Origin of the sequence: Nocardia barduliensis (assembly GCF_013315795.1) — a bacterium.
Lineage (GTDB): Bacteria > Actinomycetota > Actinomycetes > Mycobacteriales > Mycobacteriaceae > Nocardia > Nocardia barduliensis.
The window spans coordinates 1-15,960 of record NZ_JABLTE010000053.1; the positions used below are offsets into that span (position 1 = coordinate 1).

At 68.3% G+C, this 15,960-nt stretch carries 12 protein-coding genes; 6 read left to right on the plus strand and 6 right to left on the minus strand.

Annotated features, from left to right (window positions below):
• From HOV91_RS22190 to HOV91_RS22205, 4 genes are all read right to left on the minus strand, one after another.
• Positions 1–4,939, minus strand: a 4,939-nt coding sequence (locus HOV91_RS22190) for a non-ribosomal peptide synthetase (RefSeq protein ID WP_174187341.1), incomplete at its 3' end; no start/stop codon positions are given.
• Between the two features lie 445 nt (positions 4,940–5,384).
• Positions 5,385–5,600 (minus strand): hypothetical protein, encoded by a 216-nt coding sequence (locus HOV91_RS22195; protein WP_174187342.1) that lies wholly within the window; start codon positions 5,598–5,600, stop codon positions 5,385–5,387.
• Between the two features lie 133 nt (positions 5,601–5,733).
• The gene (locus tag HOV91_RS22200) at positions 5,734–6,468 is read right to left on the minus strand and encodes a cache domain-containing protein (protein WP_174187343.1); all 735 of its coding nucleotides are present in this window, start codon (positions 6,466–6,468) and stop codon (positions 5,734–5,736) included.
• Positions 6,469–6,471: 3 nt separating this feature from the next.
• Complete coding sequence (locus HOV91_RS22205) at positions 6,472–7,176, minus strand: FadR/GntR family transcriptional regulator (RefSeq protein ID WP_217441018.1); 705 nt, start codon at positions 7,174–7,176, stop codon at positions 6,472–6,474.
• A 541-nt stretch (positions 7,177–7,717) separates the two neighbouring features.
• On the opposite strand from HOV91_RS22205, the gene HOV91_RS22210 reads away from it, so the two are divergent.
• A complete protein-coding gene (locus tag HOV91_RS22210; RefSeq protein WP_174187344.1) occupies positions 7,718–7,969 on the plus strand; it encodes a hypothetical protein in 252 nt (83 codons plus the stop codon).
• Positions 7,970–8,044: 75 nt separating this feature from the next.
• Here HOV91_RS22210 and HOV91_RS22215 read toward each other — a convergent pair whose 3' ends face one another.
• Together HOV91_RS22215 and kdgD are read right to left on the minus strand one after the other, a co-directional pair.
• Positions 8,045–9,649, minus strand: a complete 1,605-nt coding sequence (locus tag HOV91_RS22215; RefSeq protein ID WP_174187345.1) for an aldehyde dehydrogenase (NADP(+)) — start codon at positions 9,647–9,649, stop codon at positions 8,045–8,047.
• Positions 9,649–10,563, minus strand: coding sequence for a 5-dehydro-4-deoxyglucarate dehydratase (kdgD, locus tag HOV91_RS22220; protein WP_174187346.1), 915 nt, complete (start codon positions 10,561–10,563; stop codon positions 9,649–9,651). Before kdgD ends, HOV91_RS22215 begins: the two co-directional genes overlap by 1 nt.
• 104 nt (positions 10,564–10,667) lie before the next feature.
• On the opposite strand from kdgD, the gene HOV91_RS22225 reads away from it, so the two are divergent.
• The 5 genes from HOV91_RS22225 (at position 10,668) to HOV91_RS22245 (ending at position 15,957) form a co-directional block, all read left to right on the plus strand.
• The gene (locus HOV91_RS22225) at positions 10,668–11,591 is read left to right on the plus strand and encodes a LysR substrate-binding domain-containing protein (RefSeq protein ID WP_174187347.1); all 924 of its coding nucleotides are present in this window, start codon (positions 10,668–10,670) and stop codon (positions 11,589–11,591) included.
• A gap of 125 nt (positions 11,592–11,716) precedes the next feature.
• A complete protein-coding gene (locus HOV91_RS22230) occupies positions 11,717–13,120 on the plus strand; it encodes an MFS transporter (RefSeq protein ID WP_174187348.1) in 1,404 nt (467 codons plus the stop codon).
• Positions 13,117–14,463: a glucarate dehydratase gene (gene gudD, locus HOV91_RS22235; protein WP_174187349.1), complete on the plus strand. Its 1,347-nt coding sequence runs from the start codon at positions 13,117–13,119 to the stop codon at positions 14,461–14,463. The genes HOV91_RS22230 and gudD overlap by 4 nt, the downstream gene beginning before the upstream one ends.
• Before the next feature lie 235 nt (positions 14,464–14,698).
• Positions 14,699–15,256 carry a hypothetical protein gene (locus tag HOV91_RS22240; protein ID WP_174187350.1) on the plus strand — a complete coding sequence of 186 codons (558 nt, stop codon included), beginning with the start codon at positions 14,699–14,701 and terminating at the stop codon, positions 15,254–15,256.
• The gene (locus tag HOV91_RS22245) at positions 15,253–15,957 is read left to right on the plus strand and encodes a hypothetical protein (protein ID WP_174187351.1); all 705 of its coding nucleotides are present in this window, start codon (positions 15,253–15,255) and stop codon (positions 15,955–15,957) included. The genes HOV91_RS22240 and HOV91_RS22245 overlap by 4 nt, the downstream gene beginning before the upstream one ends.
• Positions 15,958–15,960 lie beyond the last annotated feature (3 nt).

Below are 15,960 nucleotides of genomic sequence, written 5' to 3' on the forward strand. Positions count from 1 at the left end.
ACGCGAAGAAATCATCATCCAACCCCACCTCACCCGCCCCCAGCAAACCAGCGAACACCTCCGCCACCGCCTGCTCCACCGGCGAACTCGGCGCCCGGAACACCACCCCACTGACAAACTCCGGCTCCGGCAGCGCTCGCCGATCCAACTTGCCATTCCCCGTCAACGGCAGCACATCCAGCACCACCACCGCATCCGGCACCATATAACCGGTCAAGAACTCCGACACCTGCGTCCGCAGCACCGACGCATCCAGACTCGTCCCCGCATCCGGCACCACATACCCGATCAACCGATCCCCGGCGTGCTCGTCCGCACGCACCACAACCACCGCCTGACTCACCCCCGGACAACGCAGCAACGCCGCCTCGATCTCCCCCAACTCGATACGGAACCCCCGCAACTGCACCTGCTGATCACCACGCCCGGCGTACTCGAGCACCGCGTCGTCGGCCGCCGCGCGCCACCGGCCGATATCACCGGAGCGATACATCCGCGACCCCGGCACACCGAACGGATTCGCCACGAAACGCGACGCCGTCAAACCAGGACGGCCCAGGTACCCGCGCGTCAATTGCGCGCCGACGACGTGGATCTCACCGGGTGCCCCCACCGGCGCCGGATGCAGACGCCCGTCCAGCACATACGCGGACAGACCCGGGATGGCGCGCCCGATGACACTGGCGCCGTCCTGCGCGTCCTGAGGCTGCAAGGGCAGAAATGACACGTGCACCGTGGTTTCGGTGATGCCGTACATGTTCACCAACCGGGCGCCCGCGCCGTGGCGTTCATACCAGCGGCCCAGCTTGCGCGGATCCAGCGCCTCACCACCGAAGATCACATACCGCAACGCCAGGTCACCCGCGGTCGCCGCCCGATCGGCCTCCACCAACTGATAGAACGCCGAGGGCGTCTGGTTGAGGACGGTGACCCGTTCGCTGATCAGCAGTTCGCGGAACTGTTCCGGGGAGCGGGAGGTGAGGTAGTCGACCACGACCACGCTGCCGCCGTGCGCCAGTGCGCACCACAGCTCCCAGACCGAGAAGTCGAACGCGTAGGAGTGGAACAGTGTCCACACGTCGTCGGGGCCGAACCCGAACAACGGCTGCGTGTTGGCGAACAACTCCACCACGTTGCGATGCGCGACACCCACACCCTTCGGCACACCCGTGGAACCGGAGGTGTAGATGACATACGCCAGATTGTCCGCGCGCAGCGGCGCTGCCCGATCCGCGTCACCGACCGGCGCGTCGGAATAGTTCTCCGCCTCGGCCAGCACCACCACCGGCACCTGCCCGGCCGGTACCGCGACACGTTCGTCTGCGGTGGTCAGCACACACACCGGGGCGGCGTCGTCGAGCATGAACTCCAGCCGCTGCACCGGATAGGTGGTGTCGATCGGCAGATACGCCGCACCCGCGGTCAACACACCCAACAGGGCGACCGGCAGTTCCTCCGTGCGTGGCACCGCCACCGCCACCAAGGATTCCGGACCCGCGCCCTGGGCGATCAACGCCCGAGCGACCCGATTGGCCCGCCGCTGCAACTCACCGAACGTCAGCGCGGTGTCACCGAAACGGATCGCGACCGCGTCCGGACGCAATCGCACTTGCTCGGCGATGACGTCCGCCAACGTCACCTCCGGCGCCACCGCGCCGGGGTTCGACAACTCGCGCAACACCAACTCGCGCTCCCCGGGGGCGAGCACATCGATATCACCGACCACCGCCGAGGCGTCCGCGGCCACCGCCGACAGGATCCGACCGAACCGATCGGCGAAGTCCTGCACAGTGGCCTCGTCGAACAGGTCGGTGGCATAGGTGAACGCCGCCGACAAACCGTGCGCCTCACCGTGGGGGTCGATGTTCTCCGCCACCGTCAGCTGCAGGTCGAACTTCGCCAGTGGCACCGCCAGGTCCACCGCCGACACCGACAGTCCCGGCAACTCCAGTTCGGTGCGCGCCAGGTTCTGGAAGGTCAGCATCACCTGGAACAGCGGGTGGCGTCCCGCCGATCGCGGCGGGTCCAGCAGCTCCACCAGCCGCTCGAACGGCACGTCGGCATGCCCGAAGGCCTCCACATCCACCGACCGCACCGCGGCGAGCAGCTCATCGAACCGCGCTCCGGGGTCGATGTCGGTGCGTAGCACCAGCGTGTTGACGAACATGCCGATCAGCTCATCCAACGCCGCCTCGCCACGCCCCGCGACCGGAGTGCCGACGGCGATATCGCGGGTGCCCGACAACCGCGCCAGCAACACCGCCAACGCCGCGTGCACCACCATGAACAACGTCGAATTGTGTTCCTGCGCGACCCGGCTCAACGCGGCGTGCACATCGGCATCGATCTCGAAACCCAGCGTGGCACCGTGATGGGACGACACCGCAGGGCGAGGCCGATCCGCGGGCAACTCCAGCTGCTCGGGCAATCCGGCCAACCCCGCCCGCCAGAACGCGATCTGCTGGGCCAGCAACGACTCCGGATCGTCCTCGTCACCGAGGACCTCCCGCTGCCACAACGCGAAATCGGCGTATTGGACCTGCAACGGCGGCCACTCCGGCCCGCCACCACCTATACGGTCGACATAAGCGCTCATCAGATCCCGCGTCAACGGACCCATCGAGAAGCCATCGCCGGCAATGTGGTGCACCACGCACACCAGCACGTACTCGGAATCGCTCAGCTCGAGCAACCGCACCCGCACCGGCGGCGCCACCGTCACATCGAAACCCTCGCCTACGGCCGAGGCCACCCACTCGGGTACCTCCGACTCCTGTGCCCGCTCCACCACCAGCTCCGGCACCGCCCGCGGATCCGCCACCGGCAACACCAGCTGATAACCCTCGCCGTCGAGGTCCGGGTAGAGGGTGCGCAGTACTTCGTGCCGCTCGGCCAGGTCACCGACCGCCGCCCGCAACGCGGCCACATCCAGACGTCCCGACAAACGCACCGCCACCGGAATGTTGTTCACCGCGCTACCCGGATCGAACCGGTTCAAGAACCACATCCGCTGCTGCGCATACGACAACGGCACCCGCTCCGGCCGCGGAAGCGCACGCAACGCCTGACCCGCCGCCGACCCCGCATGCTGCTCCACCCGAGCCGCCAGCGCGGCGACCGTCGTCGCCTCGAACAACAACTGCACCGGAACGCGCACATCCAGCGCGGAACCGATCCGCGCCGCCGCCTGCGCCGCCAGCAAAGAATTACCGCCGAGCTCGAAGAAATCGTCGTCGACACCGACGCGCCCGTCCTCCTCGGGCACCAGCAGCGCCGCGAAGACCTCCGCGACGATCTCCTCCACCGGTGTCGACGGCGCACGGAACGCCCGCGCGGCGAACATCGGCTCGGGCAACGCCGCTCGGTCGAGCTTGCCGACCGGCGTCAACGGGATCTCGTCCAGCACGATGATCGCCGAGGGAAGCATGTAGGCGGGCAACGTCTCGGAGATGAAATCGAAGAGTTCGGTGGTGTCGAACTCGGTTTCGATCCCTGCCGCGTCCAGCTCGGTCGCCTTGGGCAGGACATAGGACACCAACATGGTCGTGCCGTTCGGTTGGCGCTTGCCCAGCGTCGCCGCGAATTCGACCTCCGGATGGCGGCTCAGCGCGTCATCGATCTCGCCCAGTTCGACGCGGAAGCCGCGCACCTTCACCTGGAAATCCGAACGTCCGAGGACCTCGATGCCGCCGGAACCGAGGCGGCGGGCCAAGTCGCCGGTTCGGTACATGCGTGAGCCCGGATTTCCGGCCTCGCCACCGAAGGGGGTGGCCACGAAACGTGCCGCGGTGAGACCTGGCCGGTTCAGATAGCCCGCCGCCAGCGCTGGGCCGGACAGATACAACTCGCCCACCACTCCGGCCGGGGCCGGGCGCAGGCGCGAATCCAGCACGAATACACCGAATCCGGGTATTGCGCTACCGATGGTGACGGTCTCACCCGGCACGAGCGGCGCGCTGCTGGTCGCGATGACCGTCGCTTCGGTCGGGCCGTAGCCGTTGATCATCGCGCGGCCGTCGGCTGCCCACCGGCTCACCAGGTGGGGGCCGAACCTGTCACCGATGACCATGACGACTCGCAGATCCACGAGACCGGCGGGATCGACCGATTCCAACGCGCCGGGTGTGATGAGCATGTGCGTGACGCGTTCGCGTCGCAGCAGATCGGCGAGTTCGAACCCGCCGAATACCGTCGGCGGCGCGACCACGAGGGTCGAGCCGGTGGCGAAGGCGAGCAGCAGTTCCAGCACCGACACGTCGAAGTTCGGCGAGCAGATGTGCATCACCCGGGAGCCTTCGGTGACGTCGTAGCGCTCCCGTTCGGAGGCCACCATCGCGCCCAATCCGGAGTGGGTGACCACGACGCCCTTGGGCCGGCCGGTCGAGCCGGAAGTGAAGATGACGTAAGCGGGATGCTGCTCGGTGAGTGGCCGCACCCGATCGGTGTACGAAACCGGGTGCGCGGGCCGCTGCCCGATTCGTTCCTGGTTCCGCGGATCGTCGAGTTCGAGCCAGGGGATGGACGTGCCGAGCGCTTCGCGGTATGCCGAAGTGGTCAGGCCGAGCGCGGCTCCCGAATCGGAGGCCATGTACGCGATCCGCTCGGGCGGGTAGGTGGGGTCGATCGGCACGTACGCGGCGCCCGTCTTGGCGATCGCCCACACCGACAGAACCGACTCGATGGAGCGCCGGATGCCGATGGCCACCACGTCGCCGGGCCCCACGCCCCGGTCGATCAACTCACGCGCCAACCGGGACGACGATTCGTCGAGCTGCCGATAGGTCAGCTCCACGGCGTCGGCGGAGTCGCCTGTCGGACTGAATCGAATCGCCACCGTGTCGGCGGCGGATTCGACCGCGGCGGTGAGTAGTTGCCCGAAGAGTAGACCGCCGGAACGGCGACGGCGATTTCCACGCGCAGAACGGCGGTCCATCTTCATTTCCGGTGCTTTCTCCTTCAGGTGGTGCTGGGTGGCAGCCGAATCATCGTTCCGGCCCCCGGGATCGCTACGTGCTCGCGACGGTGTCGCAGACAGACTGGTAGCCCTCCCGCGAGAAGTCCATACCGTCCGCCCCGTCGGGACAGTACACAGCCGGTGGCCTGCCCACGGCGCGGCATACTGCAGCGTGTGGCGAATTATGCTGTGTCTCACATCTTCCGCCGACCAGGTGCTCCAGTGCGACGAGGACCCGCCCGTTGGCGTTCGATCGGTCGACTTCCGCTACTCGGGCAACCCCGTCGCACCGGAGCGCGAGAACTCATCTCCGACGCCGAGATCGACTGTGCGACAATACTTCTAGGCTATGAGAGCCTATTCATGAATCCGCGAACGGCCGGCCGCGGCGCCTCTCGGGCCGCGTCCATGCCGCTTACCGCGCGCGGCGTCAGGGGAATGTGCAGGCGGGGCCGCCGCCGGAACTGTCGACCCACCCGGCGCGCAGCATGCGCAGTAACCGGCACAGCGCCTGGGTGGCCGACCCGGTCGAGGCCGATCCGCTCTCCGCGATGGCCGCCTGCTGTTCGAGCGGCGCGGCGGACGCGGTCGACAGGGGAGCGAGGAGTGTGGCCGTCACGAGGAGGCTCGCGATGATCGCCTTCATGGGCACGAGTATTCGGCGAATTCGTCTGGGACGCACGACCCCATTCATCGGGGCGCACCGTGCACCGTCCATCAGTCGGGACTGCCCGCGGCCGGGTCGCGCGCCGGTCCGCTCATCGCTGCCCTGGGGGGTATCAGTGCGATCCCAGCGGGTGCAACGACCAAGGCGTCGCCTCGACCGGAACCGCCGCGGCAGATCGATCCATCCGGCTCGTCTTGGATCCGGTGGTGAATTCGGGATCGGTTCCCATGATGACGCGGCCCTCGCTGTTGACCAGAACCACCCGCTGACCCGCTGCCCGGAATCGCGGAAGTAGCACTTCTTCGATCGAGGCGACCGGGACGTCGGCGCCGGCAATTCCGAGGAAGGTTCCCGATGGGACCGTGACCGGTATCGCGAATGTGCAGATGTATTGATCGGTACACGCGTAGTCGAGACCCGGCCCGTACACCCACCGCCGACCTTGGTCGCGCGGGATCTCGAACCATTCCATTCGCGTGTAGTCGTAGAAGTATTCGCTGCGCGGATTCAATTCCAGAATCAGACGCTGCGGTGCGCGCTGTGCGTCCAGTGACCACCAGTCCAAATGCCGGGGGCGGTCCGCGAGAACGCCGTCGGCCATCACGACGCCCGCGCTTTCGAACAGATTTCCGCGCTGCTCGAGTTCTCCGACGATGGTCTCGCGCAGTGGCGCCAAGTCGGTCGATCGGGGAGCGTGCTGCGGGTTCTCGGCCAACCCTTGCCACAGCGTCGTCAGCCCGGTCCCGATGGTCCCCAGCGACCGGTAGATCTCCTCGGCCAGTTCCGTGACGGCCTGGGCGAGCGACTCGACGGTCACCGGGACTGGAATGTCATCGGTTTCCCTCATCGATCAACTGAGCTCCAAGCGTAGGGCGACGAGGCGGCGGATACGTGACTCGGTTTGTGATTCTGCCAGTTCCCTCGCCCGGGCATCGTCTTCTCTCTCGATCGCGTCCACCAAGTCGCGATGAGCGGTGGCTTCGGCCGCCGGGTCCAATTTCAGCCGAGGCAGCCAGAGTAAAGCGGAGAGTTCAGCCTGCAACGCGACCTCGGCGCGGGTGAGTCGGGTGGATTGCGCGCACACGGCCATCTCGATATGAAAGCGGCTGTCGGCCCGGCGGGCGGAAATGGGTTCGCTGCTGTCCTTCAGCCGGTCGGCCAGAGATCGGAGCCGGGCTATATCGGCCCGCAACCCGCGGCGCGCGGCGAATACCGCGGCCGCTCCGGTGACGGCGAAGTGCTCGTCGCCCAGATCGCGCAACTCCTGGATGCTCATCTGCTGCAACCGGGCCAGCGACGTGCCCTCCAGCGCCTCCGCCGCACCGCGGATGAAACTGCCGCCGCCGCGTCCGCGCTTGGTGTGCACGATGCCCCGCTGCCGGAGTACGGCCAACGCCTCGCGCAGGGTCATCGTCGACACACCCAGCTGGTTGGCGAGATCGGTTTCGCTCGGCAACTGCTGGCCGTCGACCATCAGGCCGAGGCTGATGGCAGCGCAGAGTCGCTGCACCACGGCCTCGGTTTTCGGACCGCCGCCTTCGAGCGGCGACAGCACGGCGCCGAGCGCGGTCAGTCCGGCGCTCTCCTGCTTGGACAACGCGACTCCTCGGTGGGGGATGTGATTCGAATCCTAGCCAAGGAACACTTGAAATATGAACTCTAGAGTTATAGGTACACCGTACGCCTCTACCGCCTGTCCGTGGTAGGAGGAGCGGCTACCTGGGCGGCGTTGTGCCGGTGAGAGCCGCCTTCGCTCTTGTACGCGACGCGCTTCGGGACCAGGAGGGTCGCTGCCACGCGGCGGTTGCGCCGCGGTGGTCTCGGCGAACTCGGCGCGATTTTCCGCCGGTGCCTATTGAACTATGAAATCTAATGTCTTATGTTCTACACGGTGGAACTGCCCCATGGGCATCTGGACGCGTCGGCGTCACGATCGAAGCAGGATTTCTCCATGTTCGAGAACCAGAGCAGTCAGAGCGAGCGCCAACGGTGGCGTGCCCCCGGTCGCGCCGAGACAGCGGCCCAGAGCGCGATTCGGCCGGGCGACCGTGGACGGCCCGAGCACGGGCGGAGCGCACGCCGCCGGGGTGTCGAAGATGGATGACGTGCGCCATACAGAAGTCGACGGGGTACGCGTGACGTGGCGCTTTGTCCACCACCACCTGATCGCGATCGTCGCCGTGAACAACACCCGCGACGCTTCGCCGGTCGTCTGCTTCACTCCGGACAACTACCCCGACCTCGCGCAGGCGCGAGAGCTTCTTCCGGAGCTGACCAGGCTGTGGGATGCGGTACGCCGCGAATTCTGGGCGAAGCTCTTCCCCCCGTTGCAGCAGGCCTGGGCCTGAACTCCAGCCGGGCGCGGCGGCACGCCCGGTCGTGCGGCCGGGCGTGCCGCGTCGTATCCGCGCGGGGACTGGATCTCAGTCCCGCGTGATGGCCCCGTCCACGCGCCGCCAGATGCCGAGCGGGTTGTCCGCGCGGATCTCGTCGGCGAGAAGGTCGTCGGGGACGTTCTGGTAGGCGACCGGGCGGAGGAACCGCTCGATGGCGCGGCTGCCCACGGAAGTGGTCGAGGGCGCGCTCGTCGCGGGGAAGGGGCCGCCGTGGACCACCGCGTGACCGACCTCCACCCCGGTGGGCCAGCCGTCGAAGAGCACCCGGCCCGCGATGAGTTCGAGCTTGCCGAGCAGGGTGCGGGCGAGTGCGCGATCCGCCTGCGCGGCGTGCACCGTGGCGGTGAGCTGGCCCTCGAGTTCGTCGACGAGGGCGGCCAGCTGCTCCGCTCCGGATACCCGGACGATGATCGAGGCGGGCCCGAACACTTCCTCCTGGAGTTCCCGGTCGGCCAGGAACCGCTCACCTGTGGTCACGAACAGCTGTGGCACGCCGGTGCAGGCGGCCCCGTCGGCGGTGCCGGTCGCGACTGAGCGCACATCGTCGGTCGAGGCCAGCCGTCGCGCTCCGGCGGCGAACGCCGCGGCGATGCCCGGGTTCAGCATCGGCGCACCGGTCGCGGCCGCGATCCGCGAGCTCGCCGCGTCGACGAAATCGTCGGCGCCGGGGCCGTCGGCCAGGAACACCAAACCGGGGCTGGTGCACAACTGACCGACACCGGTGGTGAGCGAGGCGACGAATTCGGCGCCGAGCCGTGCGCCGCGCTCGGCCAAGGCCGCGGGCAGCACGAAGACCGGGTTGACGCTGGACATCTCGGCGAATACCGGAATGGGCACCGGGCGCGCGGCGGCGGCCGCGACGAGCGCGAGCCCGCCCCGCCGCGAGCCGGTGAAGCCAACGGCCCGAATGCGCGGGTCGCGCACGAGCGCCAACCCGGTGTCGACGCCGCCGTGGATCAGGGAGAAGGTGCCCTCGGGCAGGTCGTGCTCGCGCACGGCCGCGCGTACGGCCCGTCCCACCAGCTCGGAGGTGCCCGGATGGGCGGGGTGCGCCTTCACCACCACCGGTGCGCCCGCGGCCAGCGCGGACGCGGTGTCGCCCCCGGCCACCGAGAACGCGAGGGGGAAGTTGCTCGCCGCGAACACCGCGACCGGGCCCAGCGGGATTCGGCGTTGCCGCAGGTCGGGTTTCGGCAGCGGGCTGCGCGCCGGGTCGGGCCGGTCCCAGCGGGCGCCGGTCCAGCTGCCCTCGCGCACCACGTCCGCGAAAAGCCGCAGCTGGCCGGTGGTGCGCGCGATCTCACCGCGCACCCGCGTCTCGGGCAGGCCGGTCTCGGCGATCACCCGCTCGACCAGGCCATCGCCCAGTGCTTCGATCTGCTGGGCGATGCTGTCCAAGAACGCGGCGCGCACTCCGAAGCCGGTGTGCCGATAGCGCTCGAACGCGGCCGCGGCCAGTTCGGCGGCATGGGTCACCGTCGCGGCGTCGGCTTCCCGATACACCGGGGTGAGTTCGGCTCCGGTCGCTGGATTCGTCGCGTGGAACGGCGCGTCGGCGGCGCCGGGAACATCCGCCGCGCCCACCAGGTTGGCGCCGGTGAGATGCGCTGCGTCGATACGAGGGGCGGTCATCAGCTCACTTTCTTCACGAGATCGGCCAGCTCGGCGAGTTCGACTTCGTCGAGGTCGGTCAGCGGGCTGCGCACCGGTCCGGCCGGGCGTCCGATCACTTTCATGCCTGCCTTGATGATGCTCACCGCGTAGCCCGGCTTCCGGTTGCGCAGGTCGCAATAGGGGATCACGAAGTCGTTGAGCGCGGTGCGGACGAACGCGGTGTCGCCGCGGCGCAGCGCCCGGTAGAAGGCGAGCGCGAATTCCGGGACGAAGTTGTAGATGGCCGAGGAGTAGGTGGTGACGCCGAGGGCCAGGTAGGGCAGCGCGAACATCTCCGCGGTCGGCAGTCCGCCCACGTAGGTGAGCCGGTCACCCAGGGCGGCGTAGATGCGGGTCATCTGCTCGATGTTCCCGATGCCGTCCTTGAATCCGATCAGGTTCGGGCACCGGTCGGCGAGCTCGGCGACGGCGGTCTCGGTGTAGGCGGCGTTGGCGCGCGAATAGATGATGACGCCGAGGTCCGTGGCCGCGCACACCTGCCGGACGTGCGCGACCAGCCCCTCCTGGCTCGCCTCGGTGAGATAGGGCGGCAGGAGCAGGATTCCGTGCGCGCCCGCGCGTTGCGCCGCTCGCGCCATCTCGACCGCGGTGGCCGTTCCGTAACCGGCCGGCGCGATCACCGGCAGCCCCTCCGGCGCCTCGGCCACCGCGGCGGTCACCACCTGCTCCACCTCGGCGGGGGTGAGCGAGAAGAATTCGCCGGTGCCGCCCGCGGCGAAGAGGCCGGACGCGTCGTAGCCGCCGAGCCAGGCGATGTTCTCGCGGTAGGCGGCCTCGTCGAACGAGCCGTCGGCACGCAAATGGGTGACCGGGAAGGACAGCAGACCGGAGCCGAGTTTCCGGGCGATGTCCTGCGGTGCGGCAGTGGTCATGATGGGCGCTCCTGTTCGATGGGCCAGCTGAGCCCACCCTAGGAACGACATATGATTCACGTCCAACACTGTTTGCATATCCATCAATACAAGGTCGGTATCGAATGTTCACCTTTGTGCAGCTCACCCACTTCGTGGCCGTCGCCGAGGAACTGCACTTCGGGCGCGCGGCGGAGCGACTTCGGATGACGCAGCCGCCGCTGAGCAGGCAGATCCAACTGCTGGAGAAGGAAGTGGGCGCGGAACTGTTCGATCGCTCCAACCGCACGGTCCGGCTGACCCGGGCCGGTCAGGCCTTCCTGGTAGACGCGCGCCGCCTGCTCCAGCAGGCCGAGCGCGCGACCCTGGCGGTGCGCCGGGTCTCGGCGGGCACCGGCGGGGTGCTGCGGGTGGGTTTCACCGGCGCCAGCGTGCACTCCGGCCTGCCCTTGGTCCTGGCGACCGCGCGTACGCTGCTGCCGGACGTCGACGTGGAACTGCGCGAACTGGTGACCATGGACCAAGTCGAGGCGCTGTCGGACGGCTCACTGGATCTGGGCATGGTGCGCCCGCCGATCACCCGCCCGGATCTGAGTGCCCGCACCTTCGTGCGCGAAGGCTTGATCGCGGCCTTGCCGGGGGATCATCCGCTCGCCGCCTCGGCCGATTCGCTGCCGATCGCGACCCTGCACGGCGCGGACATGGTCATGTATGCGCCGGTGGAGGCGCGCTACTTCCACGAACTGGTGACCAGCGTGCTGCACGCCGCGGCGGTGGTGCCGGCGGTCACCCAGTACATGACCCAGGTGCACAGCATCCTGGCCTTGGTCAACCTGGGCTGGGGCGCGGCGCTGGTGCCCGAATCGGCGGCGGGCATGCGCTTCGACAAGGTGCGGTACCGGCCGCTCGCGGAGATCGCGCAGGTGGTGGAACTCGATCTCGTCTGGCGGCAGGACAACGAGAACCCGGCGCTGGCGCGGCTGCTGCGGGGGCTGGGCGTAGCGGAGCAGCGGCCGTCCGATACCTTTCCTGTATCGATTCATCCGTAATTGGTGTTGGACGGGAATCGTGCCCGCTCTCTAAGTTCGGTGCTGTGAGGCGAGTCACTCGCCCCGACGATCTCTTCCCACAGCACCGCACAGCGCGGTGGTGGTTCGACCGAAAGGAGTGGACGATGTCGTTCACTCGGCAGCCGGCAGCGGAACTGGATGCGGCCGTATCGAAATTCTTTCGACGAGTCGTCCCGCTGTTCATCGTCATGTTGATCTGCAATCAGATCAATCGATCGAATATCGGCTACGCCCGTGAATACCTCGAGGCGGACGTCGGCATCGGCGCCGCCGCGTACGGGTTCGGCGCGGGAGTCTTCTTCATCGCTTACGCGCTGTTCGAATTGCCGAGCAACGTGATGATGGAGAAATTCGGCGCCCGCATCTGGCTCACCCGCATCATGATCAGCTGGGGCCTGATCTCGGCGGCGATGATGTTCGTGCAGAACGCGACCATGTTCTACGTCCTGCGCTTCCTGCTCGGCGCCGCCGAAGCGGGCTTCTTCCCCGCGGTGATCTTCTACTTGGCCAAGTGGCTGCCCAACAGCCACCGCGGCCGCGCCACCGCGCTGTTCGTCGCCGGTTCATCGATCGCTGCGGCGATCTCCGGCCCGCTGTCCGGCCCGCTGCTCTCACTCGACGGCGGCGCCGGCCTGCACGGCTGGCAATGGATGTTCGGTATCGAGGGAATGGTCTCGGTGATCGTCGGCTGCATCGCCTTCTTCTTCCTGGATTCCCGAATCGAAGACGCGAAATGGCTGACGGCGGGGGAACGGAAAGCGCTCGGTGAAACCATTGCCGAGGAGGAGATCGACAAGGCCGTCAATTCGGGCATGGCGCACAAGGCGTCGCGCTGGCGCATGCTCGCCGACCCGAAGCTGCTGCTGTTCTGCTGGATCTACTTCGCGATCCAGCTTTCGATCTACGCCAACACCTTCTGGCTGCCCTCGATCATCCGCCGCATCGACGGCGTGAACGACATCACCGTCGGCCTGCTGGCCTCCCTGCCGTGGATCTGCGCCGTGGTGGCCATGTACGTCTCCGCCCGGATCGGCGACCGCACCGGCAACCGGAGGCCGCTGCTGATCATCGCGCTGCTCACCGCGGCCGTCGGCACCTACCTGGCCGCGATCACCTCGCCGTGGCTCGCACTGGTGTTCCTGTGCATCGCCGCCATGGGCTTCAAGAGCGCCAGCCCGCTGTTCTGGTCCATCCCGCAATCGGGCCTGCACCCGCTGGTGCTGGCCCCGGCCATCGCCATCATCAACTCCATCGGCAACCTCGGAGGGTTCGTCGCGCCCTACGGCTTCGGCCTGATCAAATCGGCCACCGGTGAGGTGACCTGGGGTCTGTACGCGCTGGCCGCGGCCTCGGTCCTCGCCGCGGCGTCGGTGCTGCTGGTGCGCCGGGAAGCGCGATCCGGCGCCCCCGATACCGATTTCGCCGCTCCCGCCGACCCTGCCGCCGATCGCGCACCGGCCGCCGCCCCGAACGCCCTCGCCGTCACCACCTTGGAGAACCGGTCATGACATCTTCGCCCCGCACCCCTCGCGTCACCGGCATGCGCGTCGTGCCGATCGCGGGCCACGACAGCATGCTGCTCAACTTGAGCGGCGCGCACGCTCCTTACTTCACCCGCAACCTGGTGATCCTCACCGATTCCGAAGGCCGCACCGGAGTGGGCGAGGTCCCCGGCGGCGAACGCATCCGCGCCACCCTTACCGACGCCAGGGAATTGGTGCTCGGCCGCTCTGTCGGGGACCACCACGCCGTGCTCGGCGACATCCGCCGCACCTTCGCCGCTCGCGACGCGGGCGGACGCGGCAGCCAGACGTTCGATCTGCGAGTCACCGTGCACGCCGTCACCGCCGTGGAATCCGCCCTGCTCGACCTGCTCGGGCAGCACTTGGAGGTGCCGGTGGCAGCGCTGCTCGGCGAGGGTGTGCAGCGCACCCAGGTGCCGGTGCTCGGTTACCTGTTCTTCGTCGGCGACCGCACCCGCACCGACCTGCCGTATCGTTCCGGCGCCGACGAGCCCGACGACGCCGATACGTGGCTGCGGCTGCGGCACGAGGCCGCGCTCACCCCGGACGCGGTGGTGGCTTTGGCCCGTGCCGCCCGTGCGCGCTACGGATTCCGGGACTTCAAACTCAAGGGCGGCGTGCTGGCCGGGCGCGACGAGGCCGCCGCGGTCCGCGCGCTCGCCGAGGAGTTCCCGGACGCGCGGATCACCCTGGACCCGAACGGTGGATGGCTGCTGAGCGAGGCCGTGGCACTGTGTCGTGAGCTGACCGACGTGCTCGCCTACGCCGAGGACCCGGTGGGCCCGGAGGGTTCCTACTCCGGTCGTGAGGTGATGGCGGAGTTCAAGCGGGCCACCGGCCTGCCCACCGCCACCAACATGATCGCCACCGACTGGCGCGAACTCGGCCATACCGTGCGCGCGGGCGCCGTCGACATCCCCCTCGCCGATCCGCACTTCTGGACCATGGCGGGCTCGGTCCGCGTCGCCCAACTGTGCGATGCGTGGGGTTTGACCTGGGGCTCGCACTCCAACAACCACTTCGACGTCTCCCTGGCGATGTTCACCCACGTCGCCGCGGCCGCCCCGGGCGCCATCACCGCCATCGACACCCATTGGATCTGGCAGGACGGCCAGCGAATCACCCGCGACCCGTATCGCATCGCCGACGGCATGCTCACCCTGCCGGCGCGCCCCGGTCTCGGCGTCGACCTCGACGAGGAACGTGTCGCCGCCGCCAACGAGCTCTACCTGCGGGAGGGCCTTGGCGATCGGGACGACGCCGCGACGATGCAGTACCTCGTGCCGGGCTGGCGCTTCGACAGCAAGCGCCCTGCGCTGATGCGCTGAACACCCATCGCACAAGGAGCCGCGGACCAGTGGTCTGCGGCTCTTTTTGCGTGCCGCCCGGCCCGCCACGGAGTCCACTCGGCAGCCGAAATCGGTTCTGGTGAAACGTCGTCCATCCGTCAGCGCGGATCGGGAGCCGGCCGGGCCGACTACGCCGAACACGCCGAAGATCAGGAGTTTGGAACTACCGAGAAGAGGCATTACCCCTGCGAACAAGCTCGGCAAGGAGGTCAAGATGTCGGCTGGAGCATGGGTGATCATCGCCGTCATCGTCATCGTCATCGCGGCCGTTCTGGCGTTCCTGGTCTGGCCGATGGTGCGCAGGCAGCGATTACGCCGCAGATTCGGCCCCGAGTACGACCGGACGGTTCAGGAACTCGAGGACCGCAAGACGGCAGAACAAGAACTCGCCGAACGCGAGCGCAGGCACGCACAATTGCGGCTACGCGAGCTGTCGGACGACGAGAAGCGGGTCTACACCACCCGCTGGGTCGAGGTACAGGAGCGATTCATCGACGACCCCGCCGGCGCGCTGACCGAGGCCGACCGACTCGTCACCACGATCATGGCCGAACGCGGATACCCCACGGAGAACTACGAGCAGCAGCTCGCCGATCTTTCCGTGGAGCACGCCGAGCCGTTGGGCCACTATCGCGCCGCGCACGAGATCGCGACGCGCAGGGGCGCCGAGGTGTCCACCGAGGACCGGCGCACGGCAGTCGTGCACTACCGGGAACTTTTCAAGGACCTGCTCGGCGGGGCCGATCAGGGGAACAAGGACGTGAAATCATGAGCACCGAATCCGAGCGACGACTGCACACCAGGGCGGATGAGGATGCGGCCAGGACGGGGGAGCCCGTCGGGTCGCACTCCGACCAGTACGGCGACGCGACCGACCGTCGCCACGAAGGCCACGCCGAGCCGGTCGGCGACACCGCGGCGGTCGGGCGCGACACCGGACAGACCGCGAGCACGATCGACGACTCCGAGCACAGGGCGACCAGCGGCGATGCTTTCGAACGTGACGCGTCCGGTCGCGTGGCCGACGACTCCGGCGTGGTGCGCGAGCACGGCGCTGCGGGGGAGTCCGCGACCGGTGCCGGACGAGCGGAGTTCGCCGGCGACGTCGAGCGCGGCAGCGCCGCCACTGCCACGCAGGCGGTGCCGCAAGACGTGGCCCGCGAATCGGACGGCACATCGACCGCTCCCGCGGCGAACGACCAGCTCGCGCCGTTGATCCCCGAAACCGAACTCGATCGCCTGCGCACCCAGTGGCGAGAGGTCCAGGTCACCTTCGTCGACGACCCGAGGGCCGCCGTCAGCCGTGCCGACGAGTTGCTCGGCGGCACCATCGAGCAGCTGGTCACGACCTACCAGGAGCGCAAACGCGAACTGGACGCGCGGCTCGGCGACACGTCCGACACCGAGGGCCTGCGGCAGGCGTTGCGCGGCTACCGGGCATTCTTCGATCAGTTGCTCTCGACCGGCGCCTAGCCG

What these genes read in the sequence shown, in the direction of transcription:
- HOV91_RS22225 (WP_174187347.1), top strand. Translation starts at nt 10,668, where the DNA reads ATGTTCACCTTTGTGCAGCTCACCCACTTCGTGGCCGTCGCCGAGGAA.
- gudD (WP_174187349.1), top strand. Translation starts at nt 13,117, where the DNA reads ATGACATCTTCGCCCCGCACCCCTCGCGTCACCGGCATGCGCGTCGTG.
- HOV91_RS22245 (WP_174187351.1), top strand. Translation starts at nt 15,253, where the DNA reads ATGAGCACCGAATCCGAGCGACGACTGCACACCAGGGCGGATGAGGAT.
- HOV91_RS22230 (WP_174187348.1), top strand. Translation starts at nt 11,717, where the DNA reads ATGTCGTTCACTCGGCAGCCGGCAGCGGAACTGGATGCGGCCGTATCG.
- HOV91_RS22210 (WP_174187344.1), top strand. Translation starts at nt 7,718, where the DNA reads ATGGATGACGTGCGCCATACAGAAGTCGACGGGGTACGCGTGACGTGG.
- HOV91_RS22195 (WP_174187342.1), bottom strand. Translation starts at nt 5,600, where the DNA reads ATGAAGGCGATCATCGCGAGCCTCCTCGTGACGGCCACACTCCTCGCT.
- kdgD (WP_174187346.1), bottom strand. Translation starts at nt 10,563, where the DNA reads ATGACCACTGCCGCACCGCAGGACATCGCCCGGAAACTCGGCTCCGGT.
- HOV91_RS22200 (WP_174187343.1), bottom strand. Translation starts at nt 6,468, where the DNA reads ATGAGGGAAACCGATGACATTCCAGTCCCGGTGACCGTCGAGTCGCTC.
- HOV91_RS22215 (WP_174187345.1), bottom strand. Translation starts at nt 9,649, where the DNA reads ATGACCGCCCCTCGTATCGACGCAGCGCATCTCACCGGCGCCAACCTG.
- HOV91_RS22240 (WP_174187350.1), top strand. Translation starts at nt 14,699, where the DNA reads ATGTCGGCTGGAGCATGGGTGATCATCGCCGTCATCGTCATCGTCATC.